The sequence below is a fragment of the Aeromicrobium sp. P2_G6 genome, from assembly GCF_056403535.1.
The window spans coordinates 266,709-288,054 of record NZ_JBFUFH010000005.1; the positions used below are offsets into that span (position 1 = coordinate 266,709).

At 67.2% G+C, this 21,346-nt stretch carries 22 protein-coding genes; 10 read left to right on the forward strand and 12 right to left on the reverse strand.

The annotated features are described in order from the left end of the window. Positions 1–77 precede the first annotated feature (77 nt). Together AC1DVU_RS16990 and AC1DVU_RS16995 are read left to right on the forward strand one after the other, a co-directional pair. Positions 78–824: a hypothetical protein gene (locus AC1DVU_RS16990; RefSeq protein WP_476923644.1), complete on the forward strand. Its 747-nt coding sequence runs from the start codon at positions 78–80 to the stop codon at positions 822–824. After that, positions 821–1,357, forward strand: a complete 537-nt coding sequence (locus AC1DVU_RS16995) for an RDD family protein (RefSeq protein WP_476923645.1) — start codon at positions 821–823, stop codon at positions 1,355–1,357. The genes AC1DVU_RS16990 and AC1DVU_RS16995 overlap by 4 nt, the downstream gene beginning before the upstream one ends. 42 nt (positions 1,358–1,399) lie before the next feature. Here AC1DVU_RS16995 and AC1DVU_RS17000 read toward each other — a convergent pair whose 3' ends face one another. Both AC1DVU_RS17000 and AC1DVU_RS17005 read right to left on the reverse strand, forming a co-directional pair. Then, a complete protein-coding gene (locus tag AC1DVU_RS17000; protein WP_476923646.1) occupies positions 1,400–1,882 on the reverse strand; it encodes a hypothetical protein in 483 nt (160 codons plus the stop codon). A gap of 101 nt (positions 1,883–1,983) precedes the next feature. Then, positions 1,984–2,379 (reverse strand): SHOCT domain-containing protein, encoded by a 396-nt coding sequence (locus AC1DVU_RS17005; protein WP_476923647.1) that lies wholly within the window; start codon positions 2,377–2,379, stop codon positions 1,984–1,986. 161 nt (positions 2,380–2,540) lie between these two features. On the opposite strand from AC1DVU_RS17005, the gene AC1DVU_RS17010 reads away from it, so the two are divergent. The 3 genes from AC1DVU_RS17010 (at position 2,541) to cls (ending at position 6,492) form a co-directional block, all read left to right on the forward strand. Then, on the forward strand, positions 2,541–3,362 hold the full coding sequence (locus AC1DVU_RS17010) for an MBL fold metallo-hydrolase (protein WP_476923648.1): 822 nt from the start codon (positions 2,541–2,543) through the stop codon (positions 3,360–3,362). A gap of 137 nt (positions 3,363–3,499) precedes the next feature. Next, positions 3,500–5,041, forward strand: a complete 1,542-nt coding sequence (locus tag AC1DVU_RS17015) for an ATP-binding protein (RefSeq protein ID WP_476923649.1) — start codon at positions 3,500–3,502, stop codon at positions 5,039–5,041. Next, positions 5,041–6,492 carry a cardiolipin synthase gene (cls, locus tag AC1DVU_RS17020; RefSeq protein ID WP_476923650.1) on the forward strand — a complete coding sequence of 484 codons (1,452 nt, stop codon included), beginning with the start codon at positions 5,041–5,043 and terminating at the stop codon, positions 6,490–6,492. Before AC1DVU_RS17015 ends, cls begins: the two co-directional genes overlap by 1 nt. A gap of 4 nt (positions 6,493–6,496) precedes the next feature. Here cls and AC1DVU_RS17025 read toward each other — a convergent pair whose 3' ends face one another. The 4 genes from AC1DVU_RS17025 to AC1DVU_RS17040 all read right to left on the reverse strand — a co-directional run bounded on the left by AC1DVU_RS17025 (position 6,497) and on the right by AC1DVU_RS17040 (position 10,386). Next, positions 6,497–7,006 (reverse strand): potassium channel family protein, encoded by a 510-nt coding sequence (locus AC1DVU_RS17025; RefSeq protein ID WP_476923651.1) that lies wholly within the window; start codon positions 7,004–7,006, stop codon positions 6,497–6,499. Then, on the reverse strand, positions 6,987–8,054 hold the full coding sequence (locus AC1DVU_RS17030; protein ID WP_476923652.1) for an AI-2E family transporter: 1,068 nt from the start codon (positions 8,052–8,054) through the stop codon (positions 6,987–6,989). The genes AC1DVU_RS17025 and AC1DVU_RS17030 overlap by 20 nt, the downstream gene beginning before the upstream one ends. Beyond that, positions 8,051–10,114 carry a phage holin family protein gene (locus tag AC1DVU_RS17035; RefSeq protein WP_476923653.1) on the reverse strand — a complete coding sequence of 688 codons (2,064 nt, stop codon included), beginning with the start codon at positions 10,112–10,114 and terminating at the stop codon, positions 8,051–8,053. The genes AC1DVU_RS17030 and AC1DVU_RS17035 overlap by 4 nt, the downstream gene beginning before the upstream one ends. Before the next feature lie 116 nt (positions 10,115–10,230). Beyond that, positions 10,231–10,386, reverse strand: a complete 156-nt coding sequence (locus AC1DVU_RS17040; protein WP_476923654.1) for a hypothetical protein — start codon at positions 10,384–10,386, stop codon at positions 10,231–10,233. Positions 10,387–10,553: 167 nt separating this feature from the next. Between AC1DVU_RS17040 and AC1DVU_RS17045 the strand changes: the two genes are divergently transcribed. Beyond that, complete coding sequence (locus AC1DVU_RS17045) at positions 10,554–11,105, forward strand: hypothetical protein (protein ID WP_476923655.1); 552 nt, start codon at positions 10,554–10,556, stop codon at positions 11,103–11,105. Between the two features lie 10 nt (positions 11,106–11,115). Here AC1DVU_RS17045 and AC1DVU_RS17050 read toward each other — a convergent pair whose 3' ends face one another. The 3 genes from AC1DVU_RS17050 to AC1DVU_RS17060 form a co-directional block, all read right to left on the reverse strand. Next, positions 11,116–12,414: a LuxR C-terminal-related transcriptional regulator gene (locus AC1DVU_RS17050; protein ID WP_476923656.1), complete on the reverse strand. Its 1,299-nt coding sequence runs from the start codon at positions 12,412–12,414 to the stop codon at positions 11,116–11,118. Positions 12,415–12,651: 237 nt separating this feature from the next. After that, positions 12,652–14,922 carry a winged helix-turn-helix domain-containing protein gene (locus tag AC1DVU_RS17055; protein WP_476923657.1) on the reverse strand — a complete coding sequence of 757 codons (2,271 nt, stop codon included), beginning with the start codon at positions 14,920–14,922 and terminating at the stop codon, positions 12,652–12,654. Positions 14,923–15,080: 158 nt separating this feature from the next. After that, entirely contained in the window at positions 15,081–15,344 is a 264-nt protein-coding gene (locus AC1DVU_RS17060) for a hypothetical protein (RefSeq protein ID WP_476923658.1), read from the reverse strand. 116 nt (positions 15,345–15,460) lie between these two features. On the opposite strand from AC1DVU_RS17060, the gene AC1DVU_RS17065 reads away from it, so the two are divergent. After that, the gene (locus tag AC1DVU_RS17065; protein ID WP_476923659.1) at positions 15,461–16,804 is read left to right on the forward strand and encodes a hypothetical protein; all 1,344 of its coding nucleotides are present in this window, start codon (positions 15,461–15,463) and stop codon (positions 16,802–16,804) included. Between the two features lie 21 nt (positions 16,805–16,825). On the opposite strand, the gene AC1DVU_RS17070 is transcribed toward AC1DVU_RS17065, so the two are convergent. The 3 genes from AC1DVU_RS17070 to AC1DVU_RS17080 form a co-directional block, all read right to left on the reverse strand. Beyond that, a complete protein-coding gene (locus AC1DVU_RS17070; RefSeq protein ID WP_476923660.1) occupies positions 16,826–17,215 on the reverse strand; it encodes a phage holin family protein in 390 nt (129 codons plus the stop codon). A gap of 129 nt (positions 17,216–17,344) precedes the next feature. Further along, positions 17,345–18,016 carry a hypothetical protein gene (locus tag AC1DVU_RS17075; protein WP_476923661.1) on the reverse strand — a complete coding sequence of 224 codons (672 nt, stop codon included), beginning with the start codon at positions 18,014–18,016 and terminating at the stop codon, positions 17,345–17,347. 200 nt (positions 18,017–18,216) lie between these two features. Continuing rightward, positions 18,217–19,371, reverse strand: a complete 1,155-nt coding sequence (locus tag AC1DVU_RS17080) for a YhjD/YihY/BrkB family envelope integrity protein (protein WP_476923662.1) — start codon at positions 19,369–19,371, stop codon at positions 18,217–18,219. A gap of 407 nt (positions 19,372–19,778) precedes the next feature. Between AC1DVU_RS17080 and AC1DVU_RS17085 the strand changes: the two genes are divergently transcribed. The 3 genes from AC1DVU_RS17085 to AC1DVU_RS17095 all read left to right on the forward strand — a co-directional run bounded on the left by AC1DVU_RS17085 (position 19,779) and on the right by AC1DVU_RS17095 (position 21,270). Next, a complete protein-coding gene (locus tag AC1DVU_RS17085) occupies positions 19,779–20,291 on the forward strand; it encodes a DUF6325 family protein (protein WP_476923663.1) in 513 nt (170 codons plus the stop codon). Positions 20,292–20,314: 23 nt separating this feature from the next. Then, a complete protein-coding gene (locus tag AC1DVU_RS17090) occupies positions 20,315–20,596 on the forward strand; it encodes an SHOCT domain-containing protein (protein ID WP_476923664.1) in 282 nt (93 codons plus the stop codon). A 278-nt stretch (positions 20,597–20,874) separates the two neighbouring features. After that, on the forward strand, positions 20,875–21,270 hold the full coding sequence (locus AC1DVU_RS17095) for a DUF7144 family membrane protein (RefSeq protein WP_476923665.1): 396 nt from the start codon (positions 20,875–20,877) through the stop codon (positions 21,268–21,270). Positions 21,271–21,346: the final 76 nt, after the last annotated feature.

Consider the following 21,346-nt stretch of genomic DNA (forward strand, 5'->3'; position numbering starts at 1 on the left):
GCTGCCGCCGTACGAGGCCCCCGTCCTCATCCGGTCGGGGTGAGGTGTGACCCGCCACGGCGTGACACGCTGAGGGCGTGAGTCATCTCGTCGAGATCCCTCGGCGGTCAGACGCGGGTGAACAGCGCTCCGACGCAGACTGGGTCGTCGACGTCGCGCTGGGCGCCCTGGGCGTCACTGTCAGCGCCGGCCTGGCGGTGGTGCGGACCACCGTGGATTCCCCGGTTGTGCGGTCTGTCGCCAGGCGGCGGGTGCCGTTCGTCCAGGCTCGGCTCCAACCAGTCAGGGTGCTCGCCGACCTGGCCCGGCAGGGCACCCGCTATCGCGAACGGGCCGAGCAGCGCGCCAAGCTTCAGCTCGAGAATTGGACCCCGGTGATCGTCGACCTGGTCCTGTCCCGGCTGGATCTGACCGGCATCGTCACTCGTCACGTCGACATCGACGAGGTCGTCAGCGCGGTGGACCTGGATGCCGTCGTCGCTCGCATCGACCTCGACGCGATCGTGCAGCGGATCGACCTCGACGCCGCGGTCGGCGGGGTGGACCTGAACGCGGCGGTCGAAGGGGTGGACGTCGACGCCATCGCCGGCAGGCTCGACCTCGATGCGGTGATCGAGCGGATCGATGTCGTGGCGATCGTCGAAGATGTCATCGCCGCGGTCGACCTGCCTGCCATCATCAGGGACTCGACGGGGTCCATGGCGTCAGAGACCGTCCGGAGTGCCCGCATGACGGGCATCTCCGTGGACGAGGCCATCAGTCGAAGCCTCGAGCGTCACTTCTTCCACCGCCGCCGCCCGCCGACCACGACTGACTCGCCGTGAATGACGCCGAGCTCTCGCTGGTTCCCGCGGAGGCGCGCCCGTACCAAGGATCCGCTGCCGGGATCGCGACACGGGTGATCGCCAACATGGTTGACGCCGTGGTCATCGGCGTGGCGCTCCTCGGAGCGTACGGGGGAGCGGCCGCCGTCCGGTTCGTGGTCACACCGCGGGACTTCCGGCCGCCCGACCTGTCCCTCGTCTGGTTCGTCCTCGGCTACCTCGCGTTCCTCGTGGTGTACCTGACGGCTGCCTGGTGGATCAGTGGCCGCACTCTCGGTGATCACGTGATGGGACTGCGCGTGGTCACCGGGATGAGGAGCCGCCTCAGGTTCGTGCGGGCATTCGCCCGTGCGCTGCTGTGCGCCGTCTTCCCCATAGGACTGGGGTGGTGTGCCGTCGACCGGGAACGGCGTGCCCTCCACGACCTGGTGCTGCGCACGGCCGTCGTCTATGACTGGCTCCCGCGACCGCGACCGGCCCTTGGCGGGGACGTGCGCGATTCCGATCGCACTGTCCCTGACCCCGATCCGTGAGGCCGGCCCATCTTCTTGGTCACCGTCGATTCCGCCTGCTGTTCAGTGAAGTAGCGACTTGAGAGCGATCAACGCGACGCCGAGAAGACCTGCCAAGACGGAGGAGATCACGAGCCGGCTTCCGGCGAGTCCACTGTCCTTGCCGATCTGCCAACCTGTGATGAAGAGCAGGAATGCGTTGAGCACAAGCGTGACGTCGAGAGCCACGGACGTCTTGACCCCCAGGACAGCTTCGAGGAAGAGGCAGAGCAGGGGGACAGCACTGGCGGCCACCAGGGGCCAGCCGTCGCGCATGATCATCCGACGCTCGTTGCGACTCAGGGGGCGGCGCAGGTGGGCGCGCGTGGCAGTCCAGTGCACGTAGGACTCTGCGGCCCAGTAGATGGCCAGCGTGCTGAGCAGCAGCAGGGCGACCCGGCTGAGGCGGAAGTCGTCGGACGCAGTCGCGAGCACGGCACCGGTGACGATGAGGCCGTAGAGGTGCGCTGCTCGTCTACGGTGGGGATCGGCCTCCGGCTCAGCCACTGCGATTTCCCCGATCCTCACGGCCGGCGTCGAGACGACAGGAGCCGCCGGGGCTCAGGACCCCGGGAGGCTCCCTGTCCGGCAACCGTCTGACCCCAGGATCAGGCCAGCACCTTGATCTTCAGTGCGTCGAACTCGGCCTGACTGATCGCACCGGCGTCCATCAGCGCCTTCGCGTCGGCGATCTGAGATGCGGGGCTGGCCGTGCCGGCGACCTCCTTGATGTATTGGTCCTGGGCGGCCTGCTGCTCCGTGATGGCCGATATCCTGCGCTCCTGCATGCTTCGGCCGCGGACGATCAGGTAGATCAGCGCCCCGATCCATGGGATGAAGATCATCAGGCAGGCCCAGCCCGCCTTGGCCCAGCCGTTGAGCGTGCTGTCACCGAAAAGGTCGAAGAGACAGCGGAACCAGAATGTGAATGCCGCTATCCAGATGAAGAACCAGAAGCTCCACAGGAGTATGTCCCAGAAGTCGGTCGTCAATGCGTCTTCCATCGTCCATCCCTTCGCGTGTGGGCGATTCCGAGCATCGCGCCAGAGCTAAGTCGGCCAACTTGTCCGACATCCCCACGCTGGCACGATCTGGCGCCGTACCGCTCACCCGCGGCGGGTGATTCACCTCCCGTTCCAACTTGCAACCCTCTGGTTGGAGGGGCATGAGCGGAGAGCATCGCTCCGAGGATGGGGACCGCTTCTTGGGTATTGACGTCACGTGGCTCGGTCACTCCACGGCCGTCCTGGACCTCGATGGCGTGCGCCTGGTTGCCGACCCACTCCTACGACGCCACAACGGCATCTTGAGGCGGCGCGGCGGGCAGCCGTCTCGACGGGCATGGGCCGGCGCGGACGCGGTGCTCCTCTCTCACCTGCACCACGACCACGCCGAAGTGCCGTCCCTCAAGCTGTTCCCGGGGGTGCCGGTCCTCACCGCTCCGGGCAACGCGACATGGGTCAGTGGCAAAGGGCTCGACGGCCGCGGGCTTGCCGACGAGGAGTGGTTCCCGCTGGGCGCAGGCGGCCAGGTCGAGGTGCGGTTGGTGCGCGCCATCCACCACTCGAGGCCCATGCCGCACCGCCCGAATGCCGCGAACGGGCATCTGGTCCGCGGACCCTCCGGGATCGCCTGGCTGGCAGGGGACACAGATCTGTACGACGAGATGTCGGTCCTGCCGCGCCTGGCGGGTGGGGTCATCGACGTCGCGCTCGTGCCGGTCGGCGGTTGGGGGCCCCGCCTCTCGGCGGGTCACATGGGGCCGGATCAAGCGGCCATCGCGTGCCGTCTGACCGCCGCCCGCTGCGCCGTACCGGTCCACTGGAAGACCCTGCACGTGCCTGCGGGGCGGATACTGCCGCGCGGCTGGATGGACGCGGCAGGCCCGAGGTTCGTCGAGGCGCTGGCACGTGAGGCCCCGGACTGTCGGGCGGTGCAGCTCGAGCTGGGTGGATCCGTCAGCATCCCTACCGCTCCATCCGGTTGAGGAGGGCGGCGGCGGAGCGTGTCGGCTCACTCGTTGCGGGGGATACGCGCTTGGCCGTCGGGCCGGAGACTCGGCCACGACGGCGGGCGCACACCCGACCGCTCACCCGAGCCCACAGATCGACAGGGGTGGATGACATGTCCGAGGTGGACGGAACCCTCGAGCCGCGCGATGCGCTGAGCGAGCAGGTCAGCCACTACCGCGACGTCCGCGAGCGCATCGAACGTGCCGCGCTGCCGCTGGCCACGTCGATCGACGGCCGCGTGTTCGAGGTCCAGGCGTCGCTTTACGGCCTGCCGTTCAGGCGAGGGGCCTACGTGGTGCTCGAGCACGAGGGCGCGCAGCGGTTCGGTCAGCTCACGGACCTGGCGAGCCAGACTGCGGACGTGGACGTCCCCGGGGCCGATGGGTCCGTCTCCAGCGTCCGCATCAGCCTGGCGGTCGGCCACGGCCCCCTCCTCGACGAGGGGGAGCCATTCCACGGTGCGCACGCACGACCGGCCGAGCCAGCCGAGGTGGCTGCGTGGCTCGGCGGGACCCGGCGACGGGACCGGGCCAGCCTCGCCATCGGCGAGCTGTTGCTGGCGCCCGGCGTCCCCGCCGAGCTCGACAGCGGTGGATTCAACCGGCACACATTCATGTGCGGTCAGTCGGGGTCAGGCAAGACCTACTCGCTCGGTCTCCTGCTCGAGCGCATGCTCGCGGAGACGACCCTTCGCATCGTGATCCTGGACCCCAACTCCGACTATGTCGGACTAGGACGACTTCGCGAGGGCGCAGACCCAGGGCGGGCGGAGGGCTACCGGTTGGTTCCGGACGACGTCTCGGTGTGGGGCGAGGAGCCCGGGGCCGACCACCTGCTGCGGCTGCGCTTCGCCGAGCTCGATCCGCGCACCCAAGGCGCGATGCTCGGACTCGACCCGATCGCCGACCGGGAGGAGTACGCCGTCCTGACCGATCTACTCCGCGCCACCGAGGCGGGGAGTCCCGTGATCTCCGGCCCCGACCAGCTGGTCGGCTCGCCGAACCCGAGCGCCAAGCAGCTCGGCCTGCGGGCGCTCAACCTGGGCGTGCTCGACTGGACGGTCTGGAGCGCCCGCGAAGCTTCCCTCCTCCAGGAGCTGAAGGAGCCCACCAGCCGCTGCGTGGTCGTCGACCTCGGGTCGCTGGAGACGCTTGAGGAGCAGCACATGGTCGCCGACGCGGTGCTGGCCTCGCTGTGGAGCCTGCGCAGGAACCGACAGCCCGTGCTGGTCGTCATCGACGAGGCCCACAACATCTGCTCCGCCGCTCCTTCGAACCCCGTGAGTATGGACTCAACCGAAAGGGTCATTCAGATGGCGGCTGAGGGCCGCAAGTATGGCCTCTATCTTCTCGTGTCGACGCAGCGTCCCAACAAGGTGCACGAGAACGTGGTCTCCCAGTGCGACAACCTGTTGCTGATGCGGATGAACTCCATGGCCGACGTGGCCGACCTCAGCCGGCTGTTCTCGTTCGTCCCGGACGGCCTGATGGCTGGAGCACCTTCCTTCGGGCTGGGCCAGGCCCTGGTGACCGGACGGATCTTCCCTCAGGGCTGCGCCTACGTCCAGATGGGTGACCGGATCTCCCAGGAAGGCGGTGCCGACATCCCGACGACCTGGGCACAGGCACGTCCGACGTCTGCGGGGACCAGGTAGTGGACGACCTCCTGGTCATCGCCGGCGTGGCGTTGGTGGCCGCCGACTATGTCATCAAGTTCCTCGCGATCGGGGTGCTGCCCAGCAATCGCAAGCCGTCGTCCGCCATGGCGTGGCTGATCCTGATTCTGGTCGTGCCGTTCGCGGGCTTCGTGATCTTCCTGTTCCTGGGTCGGACCAACATCGGCAAAGGCCGACTCAGACGGCAACACGAGGCGGACGAGGCGATCCGCGCGGTCACCGACCGGCTGCCGACGGAGCCCGTCGCCGGGCCGGCGTACCTCCGGTCGATGGCGACCCTCAACCTCAACCTCGGCTCCCTGCCGCTCCAGGCCGGCAACCGGGTGGACCTCATCCCGGACTACGGTGACGCGATCACAGCGATGACGAGGCAGGTGGCAGCCGCCACGGAAACGATCGAGGTGGAGTTCTACATCGCCGCCTGGGACGACGTGACGGCGCCTTTCTTCGAAGCCCTGGAGGCAGCCGTCCGCCGAGGGGTGAAGGTGCGGCTGCTGATCGACCACATGGGCTCGCGCAGCATCCCGGAGTACGCCGAGTTCGAGAAGCGGCTCGACGCCGCTGGCATCGACTGGCGACCGATGCTGCCGATCCGCATCCTGAAGGGACAGTTCCAGCGCCCGGACCTGCGCAACCATCGCAAGCTCCTGGTGGTGGACGGGCGGGTTGCCTTCATGGGCTCCCAGAACCTCATCGAGCCGGGCTACAACAAGGCGAAAAACCACAAGGGCGGCCGCGAGTACGTCGAGCTGGTCGCTCGCATCGACGGGCCGTCGGCCACGGCGCTGCGTGCCGTCTTCGCCAAGGACTGGTACACCGAGACGCACGAGCGGATGGACGAGGAGATCTCGGCGGTCAGGTCGACCCACCATGAGGACGGGATCGCCGCACAGGTGCTGCCGAGCGGACCCGGATACGTCACCGAGAACAACCTGCGCCTGTTCACCGCCCTGATCTACTCGGCGCAGACGCGAATCTCGGTGACGAGCCCCTACTTCGTCCCGGACGAGCCGCTGCTCTATGCGTTGACCACGGCCGCTCGGCGAGGTGTGGAGGTAGAGCTCTTCGTGAGCGAAGAGGGCGACCAGTTCATGGTCTTCCACGCCCAGTGCTCCTACTACCAAGCGCTGCTCGAGTCGGGTATCCGGATCTACCGTTACCCGTCCCCTGCCGTTCTCCACTCGAAGTACTTCTCGGTCGACGACGACGTCGCGGTGATCGGGTCGAGCAACATGGACATGCGGTCCTTCGCGCTCAACCACGAGGTGTCGACGATGCTGACGGGCGGAGACATCGTGGCCCGTTTCCGCGAGGTCGAAGACGAATATCGGAGCTTGTCGCGCGAGCTGACCATCAGTGAGTGGCGCGAGCGGTCCAGGCTGCAGACCTACCTCGACAACGTGATGCGCCTCACCGCCGCGCTGCAATAGCGGCTCATCTCAGGCGCTGCCCTCTGGTGGTGTACGCCCGGACGAGCGATGCCACCACGACCACGTTGAACACGATCAGCACACACACCAGCGCACGCGCGAACTGACCCTCGGCATGCACGTCGCCGAACCCGACCGTGCTCATGGTGGCGAGGGTGAAGTACAGCGCATCGGTGCGTGTCGCAAGCCCGTCGAACTGGTCCGGGCTGACTTCGTTGAGCAGGAAGAATGTGAGTGATGCTGCCATCACGAGCAGGATCAGCAGCATGCTCAGCCCTCTGAGGCCGCGGGCCGGCTCGCCTCGCCTGACCGAGCCCAGCTCCTTGGCCATCATCGTGCCCACCAGGACGACGCCGCCCACCGTTCCGGCGATGCTCAGCAGGACTATCGCCGGCGAGCCACTCGTCCACTCCACGGGGAAGGCGTAGTAGGCCACCAGCAGCCCCACCAGTGTCCAGATCGGCCGGGACCACGCGGCGGAAGGCGGAATCACCTCACGTGATGGCTGGCTCATCGGGGTCTCCGCTGATCAATGGGAGGCGCCACTGCCCGTCCGGGTCGGCCTCGACGAGGATCGCACGAAACAGCAGGCTCATCGGGACCGCCAGCAGGGCGCCGACTGGTCCCAGGATCCATGTCCAGAACACCAGGGAGAGGAATGTCAGGGTGGTCGAGAGGCCGACGGCCTCGCCGACGTAATGCGGCTGGATGAAGGACTGGATGACCAGGTTGACCAGGCAGTAGAGCACGATCACGGCGAGCATCAGGCCCGGCCCGCTCTCCAGGAGCGCGATCAGGGACGGCGGGATGATGCCGATGACGAAGCCGATGTTGGGGATGAAGTTGGTGACGAACGCCAGCACCCCCCAGACGAAGGCACCCGGCACTCCCAGCACGTAAAGCAGCACCGTGTCGATCACCGCCACGATCAGTCCGAACACGGCCGAGACTCCGAGGTAGGTGCGGGTGCCGGCGGCGAAGGACGCCATCGCATCCACAAGGTATGGGCGGTAGACACGGGCGCCCGCGGCCAGGCGACTGACCTTTGCGGCGTCGAAGGCCAAGAAGGCGAGCAACGTGATGATGAAGAACAGGCTCGACAGCAGCCCCAGAACGCTGGCGAGGATCGACGTCGCGAGGCTGACCAGCCGCTCTGCATCGACCGAGCCGACCATCGCGTCGCTCTGCGCCGATCCGACACCCATGTTGGTGAGTCCGTCGCCGATATCGGCGACATAGCCGTTGAGCTCTGGTGCGTATGTCGGGACCAGCTTGGCCAGCTGGCCGACAGCCAGCACCATGGCCAGCGCCAGGCTGACGAGGATCAGGACCGCGAGCACCAGCACGATGATCGAGGCGCCCCATGCCGGCATGTGCCTCTCGAGCCTCGCCCGCAGCGGGTAGACGACGATCGTCAACGAGAGTGCGAGCACGACCGGCGCGACGATGTGGTTCGCAGCCTTGATGCCGGCCACGACGATCACGACCGCCGCGGCGGTGACGAACAGGCGGGTTGTACGCGACGGGACGACGGCCCCGGTCGGTGTCAGCGGTTCGGTCACGAGGTGCTCCTCTGAAGCTCGGTCCGGTGTCCCAACGCCTCGAGGATGCCGACGAGGTGCCGGTGCAGCTCGTCGCCACCCACGATCGGGTGGGACGGCGCGAACAGCTGTGGCGGTGCGAGCACGAAACCGCGGTCCTGCCACCCGCCGAGACCGCCGTGACACCCCACGAGTGGTTCGAAGGCCGCCACGTCCATCGTGTCGGGGTCGAATGAGCTGTTGACGTACAGCTCCGGGGCGCGTTCCATCAAGGTCGCGGTCGCGAGCATTGTCGGCGCGTGGTCGCCGTACGTGAGCAAGGGGTCCACGCCCATCACGACGCCGGTCGCCAGGTGTCGCCAACCGTTCTCACCGATGGCGATGGGTCCCTCGGAGCTCAACCCGCTGACGAAGCCGACTCCGGGATGTGCGACGAGACCCGGGATCAGTTCAGGCCACCGGGCCTCTATCTCCTCCAGCAGCAACCGTTCGGGGACAGGTACGTAGACCACGCCCATGTTGCCGCCGGCCAGCACGATCAGCTCTGCGGCGTCCACGTCGGACCCCGCCGGTTTGAGGACCTTGTCGACGCGCTTGGAAGCCGCCTGCTGGACGCCGGTCGTGCCCGTCCCACCCAGGTCCTCCAGGACCGAGTCGACCCGCCCCCACCCCTCGATGCTGCCCTCGATCCCGGTCGTCTCCGAGTGGGTCAGCGACCGGCACAGGTCACTGAGCTCGATGTCGTAGCGGGAGGCGAACGGCTCGCCCTGCGACTGCCCGTGGTCACTGAGCAGGACCAGGTGATACTTCCGCGGCGCTCGCTTCGCCACCTTCTCCAGGATGGCGACCACCTGGTCGAGGCCGGCGAGGGCTGCCAGCGACTCGATCCGGGTTGCCCCGGCATGGTGACCGATCTCGTCGTAGTCGACGTAGTCGACGTAGATGCTGCGGGCGCCGCGCATCATCTCCTCGCTCACCACAGCGGTGTTGAGGTCGCGGAGCAGGCAGTTGCTGAAGGCACGGAGGCCGGCGAAGCTCCAGGAGCGGTGCACCCGCGGGTGCACTGCGAGTCGCCGCTGCCTGACGGCCTGGAACCGCTCTCTGACGACCTCGGCCACCGTCCGGGAGAAGCTGCGCACCAGACCGTCGGGACGGATCAGGAAGCGCGCGAAGACCCGTCGCGTACGACGCGACCCGCGCGACACCTCGAGCCGGCTCATCGTCATGGCGGCCTTCGGCGCGTCTCCGGTGAACAGGTTGGAGACCGAGACGCCGTCGTCTGCAAGCAGGCCATGCCCGGTGCTCGCCCGCCTCTCGATGATCGAGGCGTCCTCGGGCCGGTTGGCCACCAGGACTCGGTCCAGGTCGCGGTCGTACCACCGGAAGGCCGGGATGCCGTCGGCGCTGCCCTGAAGGATCGCCTGCTGGCTGGCCGGTGTCGTGCAGGGCAACTGCACGGTCCACTCGTGGACGTCGTGGCTGCCGGAGTCGAGCCACCGCCGAAGGGTCGGCATCGTGCCCGACTGCAGCACCCACTGCATGACGGGGAAGGACACACCGTCCAGCTGCACGAAGACGACTCCGTCGACGTCTGGGTCGGAGATGTTGCCCGGCTTGATCCGCAGCAGGCTGGCCGCGAAGGACTCGTCCGTACCCGCGCTGACGAGCCACATGAGCAGGGTGCCGAAGGCAGCCGCGAGCCAGGCCGCCGCGACGGCCGTCCAGAAAGAGTCGAACGCCGCGCCGGGGACGATGTCCATGGCCAGCTGCATCACGATTGCCTGCCCGAACAGTGTCGCCGCCGCCACAGCGATCCACCCGATGGCGGCCGCGACCGCGACGAGGATCGGGCGCACGATCATGCCCACCAGCCCAGCTACGGCCGCAGCCGCCAGCAGAGGCCACCAGGACGTGTAGGTGAACCCGGGGAGTAGCTCGGCGGTCAGCAGCAGGGCGAGGAAGGTCAACCCCCACGTGACCAGGAGCCTGAGCACATCCGAGAAGCGCAGGCGGCGACCCGTCGGTTGTGATGACGACGGGCCCCGACCGACGGGGCTGGTGGTGGGGTCGGAGAAGTTCACTCAGCTGCTCCGATCAGCCTCGGGTGGACGAACGGTACGACGGCGTGTCGGCGTGGTGGCCAATCGTCGTCGCTGGCCGGATCACTGACGTTTCAGGAGCGAGCCGGCGCACGATGTCACGCCAGGACCTTGGCCTTGGCCGCGTCGTACTCGTCAGGCGTGAGGTAGCAGAGCGCACCCACCCACGGGATCATCATCCAGACCCAGGACATGAGCAGCCCGAACCAGAGCATCGACAGGAGTACGTCCCACAAACCGAAACCGTCGTCCATGTGTACGTCTCCTTGGTTTCCTGGCGAAGGATGCCGGTCTTCGCCTTCAAAGCAGCGTGTCGAGTTGGTGATGCAGGGGGCTCACCCACTGAGGGTGAATTGCCCGGCAGAGCGACGAGGCGGATTTCCCGCCCTGTGCGGCGGACTCACCCGCAGAGGATGACGCGATGGGCGAGCCGAGGAAGGACGGTGTGAACATGATGGCTTTGTCAGAGACGGAGACGGACACGGAGACAGGTCAGGAGGTCGTGTACGACATCGCGCTGCATCCGCACTTGCCGGACTCCTTGCGGTCGCAGTTCTCGCCGATGGCGGTAGCAACCATAGGCCCGCAGACAGCGCTGCGACCCGAGCCGGGAGGGCCGGCCCAGCTCGACACCCTGCTCGGGAAGCTTCGTACGGTCGGGGTCGTCCTCACTGACATCCACCGGACGACCGAGCCCGACCCGAAGCATCCGGACGAGGGCAGCTACGAGGTCCAGGTCGCCGGTGAGCTCGGAGAGTCGTTCCTGCACAACCTGCGCTGCGCCCACTGCGTCGTGCCCGAGCAAACCCAGGTGCGGCTGTCGGTCGGTTCGACAGGGCTGCGCCGCTTCCTGCGAGCGTGCACGAGCTACGGCGCCGGCATCGAGAGGGTGCGCAGGGTGATGCCCGTTCCAAGGCCGCCGAAGGGAGGTCGGGAGTGCTCGGAGCCGATCCGGGATGATTCCGCCCAATGATCCCCGAGCGTCAGCAGAGCCCGATCTTCCGACCCCGACGTACGGCGTCCACGCGGCGGTTCACACAGAGCTTGCCGAAGATGCCCCTGACGTGGGTCTTGACCGTGTTGGACGACACGTAGAGTGCCGCGGCGATCTCCTCCGTCGAGCACATCTCGGCCATGAGATCGAGGACCTGCCCCTCCCTCTCGGTCAATGGCGCCACGAGCCCCTCTGCAGTTCCGCGGCGTGCCTCCGCAGCTCCATGGCGCGTTCGGCCTCGTGATGTGGCCTTGTCGACCTGACAGGTCGACAGGAACTCCCGATGCGAGCACTGGAGCGCCGGGTCACGGCCGACGTGCCGACGGAGCCAGCGCCAGTCAGCGATCAACGGCAGTCGCATCTGTTCAGCGGCCGCCGAGCGCAGGGCCCGATCCACCAGGCAATGTGCCCGGTCATGCTTGCCCCGGTCCTCGGCGAGCCGGGCTTCGAGCAGCCATGCCTGGACCTGCAGCGCCAACGGTTCGCGGTCCAGGTCGGCCGCGACGCTGCCCAGAACTGCTTGGGCCCCACGGGCGTCGCCGATCCATCGCCGGGCGGACGCCACCACCACCGCTGCCGCTGTGCCCGCATGCTCCGGCATGGGTGTCAGGGCTGCCAGCGAGCGTTGCGGTTCCCCGGATGCCAACAGCGCCTCCGCCCTGGCGATCGTGACGAGGTCCGACAACCATCCAGGGCCGTCGAGTGGCGACCCGAACTCGCAGGCGCCTGCGAGCAGGCGCCTGCTGGCCTCGGGCTCACCCGTGGCCATCAGCACCCGCGCCTCGACCAGCAGCGAGCTCGCGGCCAGCCATGGGTCCTGGTCGACGACGCTCGAACGGGCTACCACCTGGAGGCGTCGGCGGGCCTCAGCGAAGTCTGCACGCTCCAGTGCGATCCAGGACCTCGCCATTTGGGCGTGGTCGAAGCCTGCACCGGCTGTCACTGAGGCGGAGTCGTGCACCCGCCGGGCCAGTCGGCTGGCGCGCCGGAGTTCACCCTGGAGCGCCATGACGTGGGCGAGCCGCCCCAGGCAGTCGATGCAGCCTGGCGACGATGTGCTGGACCGCGTCCCGCGCCTGAACGCAGCGGCAGCCTTGAGCAGGTCCCCGTTCGACACGTAAAGCGACCCCAAGGGGGCCTGCAAGAGCGGCGCGAGCTCTTGCGCCCGCCCGCCCGCTGCCGCGGCAAGCGCGTCAGGCGCCGTTGAATCGACCGGCACGGTGGCCGGAACGACGTCGGGAACTCCCCAGGTTCCGTCGCGCCGAATCTCGACAACTGCCCACCCCAAGGTCGCATGGTCCGCGGAGGGCTCATCGGTCGTCTGTTCGTCTGAGGCCAACGAAGGGTCGGCGTCGGCCCCACTTACGAGAGTCGGGAAGGTGGAACTTGGCGGAACATCACTCGGAGTCATGGCACATCCAGGGGGTCTGGGGGGCGACCGGTGCAACCTGATCATGCCACCCGTTCGGGTGAGTTCGGCTAACCCGCAGCGTGATCTCACCCGGGTGWGATCACGCTGCGACCCTCAGATCAGCGACCGCCGCCGAGCGCGCAGGACGGCCTCTGACCGCGAGTGCGCGCCCAGCTTGCGATATGCAGTCCTCGCGTGCGTCTTGACCGTGTTGGGGGAGAGGTAGAGCTCGCCGGCAATCTCGTGGAGACTCAGGTCGTGTGGCAGCAGCCGCAGCACGTCGAGCTCTCGATCGGTCAGCGGCTCGAGGATCAGGTCCGCCGCATCCTCATCTTCAAGGAGCAGGCGGATTTCGGTCATCCTCGCCTGCATCGCCGCCATGCCTCTCGTGTAGCGACTCATCCGGGTGGTCAGCTCGCCGAGCAGTTCGCGCGCCATCGCAGAGCGCCCTGCCTGAGCGGCCACCCGCGCCGTGACGAGCAGGTGGTGGACAGGACTCCACACGCCTTGGGCCGAGGTCTGGCGGCGCAGGGCCTGCCCCACCTCGAGGGTGGCGAGTGCGTCGTCCAGCTTGCCCGCAGTGGCCTGCGACTGCCCGAGGGCTGTGAACGCGAAGGCGGCGTGCGTCGAAGCGCGCAGGCCACGAGCATCGACGATCTCCATCGCGAGTTCTGCGCACTGACGGGCACGCACGAAGTCGCCACGTTCGGACTCGACGAACGACTGGATCGAGAGTCTGAGCACTCGAAGCACTCCCTGAACGCGGTCACTGCGGGAGGCCTGTCTCAGGTGCGTGATCGCCAGCTCCAGATCCCCCAGCAGGAATCCCGCGTGACCAAGGCCGGTGTGTGCGATGGGGTAGAACGGCGATTGAGGGTCCGTCTCGATCTCGACCGCGCGCTGGGCGGCTTCAAAGGTCTCGAGGGGGTCGCCGTAACCGAAGAGCCCTCGGATCAGGGCGCCGGCGGACTCGACCGAACGGGATCCGTCGGGCAGGGGGCCGTAGTCACCGAACTCGGCCAGCGCGTCGAGGTGCTGGGCCAGAAGCGACTCGTTGCCCGTCAAGGCAGCCATCCACGCGGCGGTGACGAGGGTCGCCGGGCTCGTAGTGCCGGCAGGCGGGCCCAGGGCGTTGAGCCAACCCACCACCGTGGCGCCGCGGCCGGCGTCGACGAACGTCAGCCAGTTGGCCTGGATGAGGCGCGCGGCATCCTCGGCTTTGCCGGCGGCCAGGAGGTGTTGCACTGCTTCGTCAGTGTGGCCCCGATCCCTGAACCATTCGGCAGCTCGCTGGTGCAGGGACCGCACGCGATCGGGATGGGTGAGCTCCAGCTCACTGCGCGCCACTGCGGCGAACAGATTGTGGAAGCGGAACCAGTCGCCTGTCTGGTCGAGGGGGACGACGAACATGTTCGAGCGTTCGAGATCATGGAGAATGGTTGCTGCGTCGGTGGTGGCGGCCATGTAGTCACACAAGGACGCAGAGAACCGGTCCAGGACCGAGGCAGTCCTGATGAAGTCCCGCACCCGGTCTGTGTGGCGGTTGAGCACCTCTTCGGTGAGGTAGTCGCCGATGAAGCGGTTTCCCGCGCTGAGCTTCCGCACGAAGTCATCGGCGTCGGTCCGACCAGCAAGCGACAACGTGGCAAGGTAGAGGCCGGCCGGCCAGCCCTCCGTGCGTTCCATGAGCTGCGATACGGTCGCGTCAGCCAGCTGCACATGATTGATGGCCAGCAGCTCGATTGCCTCTTCCACGGTGAAGCTGAGCTCGCCGGCTCGGATCTCGGCCAGGTCGCTGGACGCGCGGAGTCGGCCCAGTCGAAGGCCAGGATCGGAGCGGGTGACGATGACCAGGTGCGCCTGCGCGGGCAGGTTCGCGATCAGGAACTGTACCTGTTCGTGGCATGCCGGCGACTCGATGAAGTGGAAGTCGTCGAGGACCAGGACGACGTCGTCGGGAGCGGCCGCGAGAGCGTTGACCAGTTCGGGCAGGACCGCTCCTACGGTGACGCCGGCGTCGGCACCCACCACGCGGGCCGGCTCGCTACCAGTGAGCACGCAGCCGGCACGCTCCAAAGCCGCTGCGACATGGGTCCACAGCCGGTCGGAGTCGTTGTCGCCGCTGTCCAGGGACACCCACGCGGTCACCGGACGGTCAGCCCCCTCCAACCACTGTGCGAGCAGGGTGGTCTTGCCGTACCCCGCCGGAGCAGCCACCAGGGTGACCGGAAGACGGACGCCTCGATCCAACGCGTGGACAAGACGATCTCGGCGGACCCAGCTGTCCCGCCTGCGCGGGCGATGGAGCTTGGCTTCGAGGAGCTGGTCGACAGGCGCAGGCGCCCCAACATCGCCGAACCGTGATTCGGCGTCGTTGCTCGTCATAGCGAACTCACTCCACGTGCCACTCCTCGAAACCCATCATACGGAACCTTTTTCCCGTGATCAGTGTGGGGATCGCGATCATCTTGACTGGGTTGCTCGTCGGCCCGGCGGAGTCAGCCTCCTCACATGAGGGCCAGGCGTCCGGCTCGCTGAGCACCTCAATCTCCTGTGGAGGGATCAGCGGGCGGCTTCTTCTCGACGGGAGATCTCGGGTCCGAGAACCTTTCCCGACGGACGTCAACCAGCACGACACCCGCGCGGCTGAGGGCGTCGAGGAGTCCGTGCAGCTCGGCCTCGTCGGCCAGCATGGCGTGGATCGTGGTCCCGAGGGGGTCTGTCGAGACCGTGACCCCCTCAAAATCCTCAAGCGTGTCTTGGGACACTTCCCCCGCTGTGCGGATCTCGTATGCCGCGCTCGACATGGGCTTTCTCGATTCATCGACAGGTCGTATGAGATCTCACCCTCTGCCCATGTGATGTGCGGCGCGTCACCCATGGCGGGTGACGCCACGAGCCGGTTTCGGTCGCACGATGAGGCATGACCAGGTCCGAGCCGGTTGAACCTCCTCCCGACCCGTCCGCCGAGGAGGTGGCCAGGCTCCAGGCGGAGATCGCGCGGCTCAGAGCCTCGGTCGGGGGCCCGGCCTCCACAGACCGACGTGGTTGGTGGCGACCGGTGGTGGCCGGCCTGCTCGTCACGGTCGCCGCCCTCTTGGCGCCGTTGTCGGTGCTGGCCACCTGGGCCAGTGGTCAGATCCAAGACACCGACAGGTACATCGAGACGGTGGCACCGCTCGCGAGCAACCCCGACGTGCAGGACGCGATCGTCGTACGTGTGGAGCAAGTCGTCTACAGGTACCTGGATCTCGACGCAACCATCGACCAGGTCGTCGTGGCGCTCGAGAACCAGGGAGTGCCGGAGGACGCCGTGGCTACGCTCAGCGCCCTCACGGGCCCCCTCGCGAACGGAGTGCGCAGCTTCATCCATGATCGGATCACGACCCTGGTGCGCTCGGACGCGTTCGAGYAGGCCTGGGTGGAGGCGAACCGCGCGGCGCACACTGAGCTGGTGGCGGCCCTCACGGGGGAGACCGGGGGCTCCGTCGAGGTCGACAGGGGCGCCGTCAGCGTGAACCTCGCGGTGCTGATCAACACGCTCAAGCAGCAGCTGGTCGAGGCCGGCTTCGGGATCGCGGACAGGATCCCCGAGGTGGCAGCGTCGTTCACGATCGTCGAGTCGGACGACCTGGCCACGGTGCAGAGCCTGCTCGGCGTACTGGACAACCTGAGCACCTGGTTGCCCGTGGTGGGGCTTGCCTTGGTGGCCACCGCCATAGCGGTGTCGAGGGACCGCCGGCGCTGGTTCTTGGTGTCGGGCCTGGCCGTGGCCGGCAGCATGCTCCTGTTGGGAGCCACTCTCAACGCGATCCGACCGATCTATCTCGACGCCCTCCCGGAGAGCAGCTCACCGGCAGCCGCCGGAGCAATCTACGACCAACTGGTCTCCTTCATCCGCTTGGCCCTCAGGGGCGTGGCCGTCGTCGGCCTCACGGTGGCCGTCGTGGCCTGGTTCAGCGCGAGTCGGGGAGCCGGGGCGACAGCGCGGGCGGGACTGGTCAGGGGCATCGACGGACTACGGAGGGGCACCGCCAGGGCGGGTCTGAGGACGGGGAAGCTCGGCGTCGCGCTGTCTCAGTATCGCGGCCCGATCCGGATCGCCGTTGTCGGCATCGCAGCTGTTGCCTACCTGGCGAAGGACCACCCCACCGGCGGAACCGCGCTGGCATTCGTGCTGGGGACCGCCGCCGTGCTGTTCGTGCTCGCCGTCCTGGCAGCCGAGCCGGAGGTCGAGCCGGAGCAGACGGTGCCCCCAGTGATCTGAGAGTCGGGCGGAGCACCGGTCCTAGGCGGCAGACGCGGACGAGGCTGAGTCGGACCCGTCGAACATCCTGCCGACGACGAACAGCAAGATGGCGGACACGATCGAGATGACGACCGCCGCCAGAACCGTCGGGAAGAAGCCACCGACGTCGAGCGAGTCGGTGAGCGACGCGGTGATGCCCAGCAGGGCTGCGTTCACGACAAGCGAGAACAGACCGAACGTGATGAGCGTCAGCGGGAGTGAGATGAGGCGCAGCAGTGGTCCGATGAGGGCATTGACGAAGCCGAACAGCAAAGCCACCCAGAGGAGCCCGAGGAAACCTCCGCTGATCTCGACCGACGAAATCAGGGCGGCGGTGATGCCGATGGCGCCGGCCACGACGAACCAGACGATGATCAGTTGCTTGAGCATGACGACTCCTCGGTGAGACCAATCTGGCGGGGTGATCTTTCGCATCCGGCCATGTCGCCAGAGTAGGAGCGGCGTGGCGCCGGATCGTTCACCCTGGACGGGTGAGTCGTCGTGACGACCGTCCGCGTCCTACCGCAGTTCGGACGAGAAGAACTCGAGCGCCGTCTTCGTCTTGGTCTGCTGCTCGCCGGTCAGATCGATGCCACGCTCCTGGAGGAACTGCTTGGTGCGAACTGTCACCTCGACCGCGTGGGTGGTCGCCGCCTTGGTCGAAAGCTCGAGGATGCGGGATCCGTCCGGGTACAGCCAGAGTTCGGCGACGAGCAAGCGGTCGAAGCCGCTCGGTGGGAACTTCAGCTTCAAGACGAGGACGGGCCCAAGGATGGTCAGTTCGTCGAGGGAGATACCGGCGGGAGCGCAGTCCGCGAAGAAGGCTCGCTGCTTCTTGTCGAAGAGCGACTTGACCGAACGCGCGCCAGCCATCGCCTCCTTCACCTTGCCCGCGCGCATCTTTGCTCGCATGCGGCCGGAGCACACGAAGCCACCGGGCATCGCATCGACCTCCACCCCGAAACCCTTGAGGGACCGGAGGTCGGCGGAGATCTCGCTCGGCACCACCGGGCGCAGCTTGACCACGCTGTCGTCGCCCCGGGTGGTCCTCCGGGCGCGAACGATGAGCCCGTGCTGGTTGAGCCGCAGGTCGGGCGTGTCGAAAAAGAGGACCTGGCGTATTTCGGCCTCAAGAGGGTCCATCTGCAGAGCCTGGACAGCCGAACGCTGGTTCCCGTCAGGCACGGTCAACTTCAGCTCCACGGAGTCGGAGTCCTGGATGAGGCTCATCAACTCCGAGAGCTGCTCGGGCGCGAGCCGCGGGGCGAACTCCGTGTCATTCATAGATCCTCCAGCGGCAAGCCAGTCCCGGGTCTCGAGACTGGCTCCCGGCAGTGTGCTGACACATCACCCGGCTCGGGTGACCCGGTGACAACGTGGACCCGGGTGACCTACGGTGGCGGGACAGGCCGGACGACCAGCTCGAGCAAGGTTCCAGCTACCGCGACCACAAGGGACCCCAGCACCGCGCTGCCGAGGCCGGCGATGTCCAGGTTCGGGCTCAGGCCAGCCGTCAGGGCGAACAGGATCCCGTTCACGAGCAGCGCCGAGCCCCCGAGACGGAGCCAGGACTGGGAGCCGGCCAGCCAGGCCAACACCGGGCCCAGTAATGCGTTGACCATTCCGAAGAGCAGCGACACGAAGAGGTACGTGGCCAGCCCGCCGCTCACGTTGATGCCGGGGACCACAGCTGTTGCTATCCAGACGGCCGCCGCCATGATCAGCCAGTTGACCAGGAGCCTGGCCAAGGCGAGCAGGTCGGCGCTGGTGAGTCCCTGACTGTTTGCGACGGCGACCTCCTCGGCCTCACGACACGGGTCCACTAGTGCGAACCTGTTCTTCACGCCCAAAAGCCATGGTGTGACCGAGGCGTCGAACTCGGCTCCGATGACGGCGGCGGCGACGAGGATGCCAGCAGCGACCAGCAGCCAGCCGACGATGGTGATGGTGACCCCGAACAGGCCGAAATCGGCGGTGGCGCGGGTCATGAGCTGCGGTATGTAGATCGGTGTGGCGAACGCGAAGAGGGTCATCCCCAGAGACGATGTAACACCTGCAGCCAGCAACCGTCGCCAGTGCACCTGCCGGTCCAGGAGCAGGTACGGGATCGAGGTCCACAGCACGAAGCCGATCGCAGCCGACAACGGGATCGCCCAGAGCCACTCCAGCGGGAAACGGCTCACGAACGCGCGGATCCAGTAGGCGACGACCACTTCGAGGATCAGGGCCGTCAGGCCGAGCGAGGCGAAAAGGGTGCTCCGAATACCGGCCTTGTCCTGGCCCCAGGCTGCTCGGTACATCCGCTGCAGACCCCTGGTGAAGGCGACGCCGGAGTAAATGAGCAACAGTGCGCTGAAGAGCGTCGTCTCGCTCGTCGCATCCGGGGGAGTGGTGAACAGCTGCTCCACCGCAGCGGCCGGTTCTCCGCTGAGCGCGAACCGTTTGATGATCGCCTGGCTGATCACGTCCTCCTGCCCGGCCGGAGCGGCGCTGGCGACGACGATGAACAAGGGGATGAGCGCGGTGAAGGACTGGGCGGAAATCACGATGCAGCGGTCGAATCCTTGGATAAGGACGAACCGCAGCACGCAACGCCCGAGGAAGGAGCTGCGCACGCGTTCGGAAAGCGCGGTCAAGTCACGCGAGCGCTCTGCCGGTAGCCACGGCACTCAGATCACCGCCACGGGTCGGCGCTGCCCGTCACCGGCGCCGCCACCGACCACCAGCCACACCGCCTTTCACGTCCGACGCGCCCCGCACAGGCGTCCCAGGCCACTCACCATCCGCTGCACCTGTCCGGATGTCGTCATCCGCGCGCTCACCGTCCATCGTTCCGACATCAACTCCTGACCGATTCATCCGAAACGGGTGATGCGAGGCCTCGACGCCGTTGCCTAGGGTCCGAGGGAGGCGGTGATCACGACCCGCTTTCGGAATCTTCGAGGAGGAGCGCATGACCGAGGAGGAGCGCATGACCGAGGAGGAGCGCATGACCAACGACCTCGACCAGGGGGGACGCGCGAGTGTCGACGAGATGGGACCGATCGACTACCTCGTGGTGGAGTTCCCTGGGAGCAAGATGACGGGGGAGGGCTTTCCGATCCTCATGGACCTGGTGGAACGCGGCATCATCCGCATCATCGACCTGATGTTCGTCACGAAGGACCCCGACGGGTCTGTCCGCGGAATCGCGATCGCGGACCTCGACGGTGACGGCCAGCTCGACCTCGCGGCCTTCGAGGGCGCTTCCTCCGGGCTGCTCGGCGAGGATGACATCCACGAAGCCGGCAACGTCCTCGAGCCGGGTAGCTCGGCCGGGATCCTCGTCTACGAGAACGTCTGGGCTGGTCCGTTCGCCAGTGCGCTGAGGCGCGGCGGCGGGCAGCTCGTCGCCAGTGGTCGTATCCCCGTCCAGGCGTTGCTCGCGGCACTCGACGCCGTCGAGACCGCCGACACCTCAACCTGAGTCACGAGAAGAAAGGCAGAGCCATGCCAGGTCTCCTCCGCGGAGTGGCGCGCACGGCGGTGGTCGCCGGCACCGCGACCGCAGTCTCCAACCGGGTCTCGCGGCGACAGGCGGGTCGGTGGGCCGCTCAAGAGCAGCAGCAAGCTCCCGAGCAGTATGCCGCGCCGCCTCCTCCGCCGGCCGCACCCGCCGTCGACATGGACGACAAGCTGGCCCAGCTCAAGGAGCTGGGTGGGCTCAAGGACGCCGGGGTGCTCAACGAGTACGAGTTCGAGCAGCAGAAGAACCGCATCCTCAACGGCTGAGCGAAGACCTCCCGATCCAGTTCGTCTTCGTCCAACGTGTGGCAAGCTCGTCGGCGCCGTGACGACGTTGGGCTTTGCTGTTTCGTACGCCATCCACATTCTCGGGTGAGCCGTCGGCTTCGGTTCGTGACTCTCACCCACTCGGGGTGAGGCGCAGGACGCCGGTTCAGCGAAGTCTGGAGCAGAAGCTCGACACTCAGAGGAATGGAGCGGCCATGTCGCAGTTCGCACAGCCTAGAGACGCGTCAAGCAGCGCACCGGAGTCGCACCGGCAGAACGTGCAATCCACCGAGATGACGGGTTGGGTCGGCTGGATCTCATTCGCTGCCGTGATGATGATCCTGGTGGGCATCTTCCACGGCGTCCAAGGGCTCATGGCGTTGTTCCAGGATGAGTACTTCCTGGTCGCCAAGTCCGGGCTGACCGTCCACGTTGACTACACCACCTGGGGATGGATTCACCTCATCGGCGGGATCATCATCGTTCTTGCCGGAATCGCGCTGTTCACCGGCAGGATCTGGGCGCGTGTCCTTGGCGTCGTGCTCGCGATGATCAGCGTGGTCGTGAACATCGGCTTCCTCGCGGCGTACCCGATCTGGTGCGTCCTGATGATCGCCGTCGACATCCTGGTCATCTGGGCGCTGACCGTGCACGGGGACGAGCTGAAGCCGTAACACAGAGCCGCATCGAGATCCGTGCGCTGAACGGCAGTGAAAGTGTGGTGTGCCCCCGACAGGAATCGAACCAGTT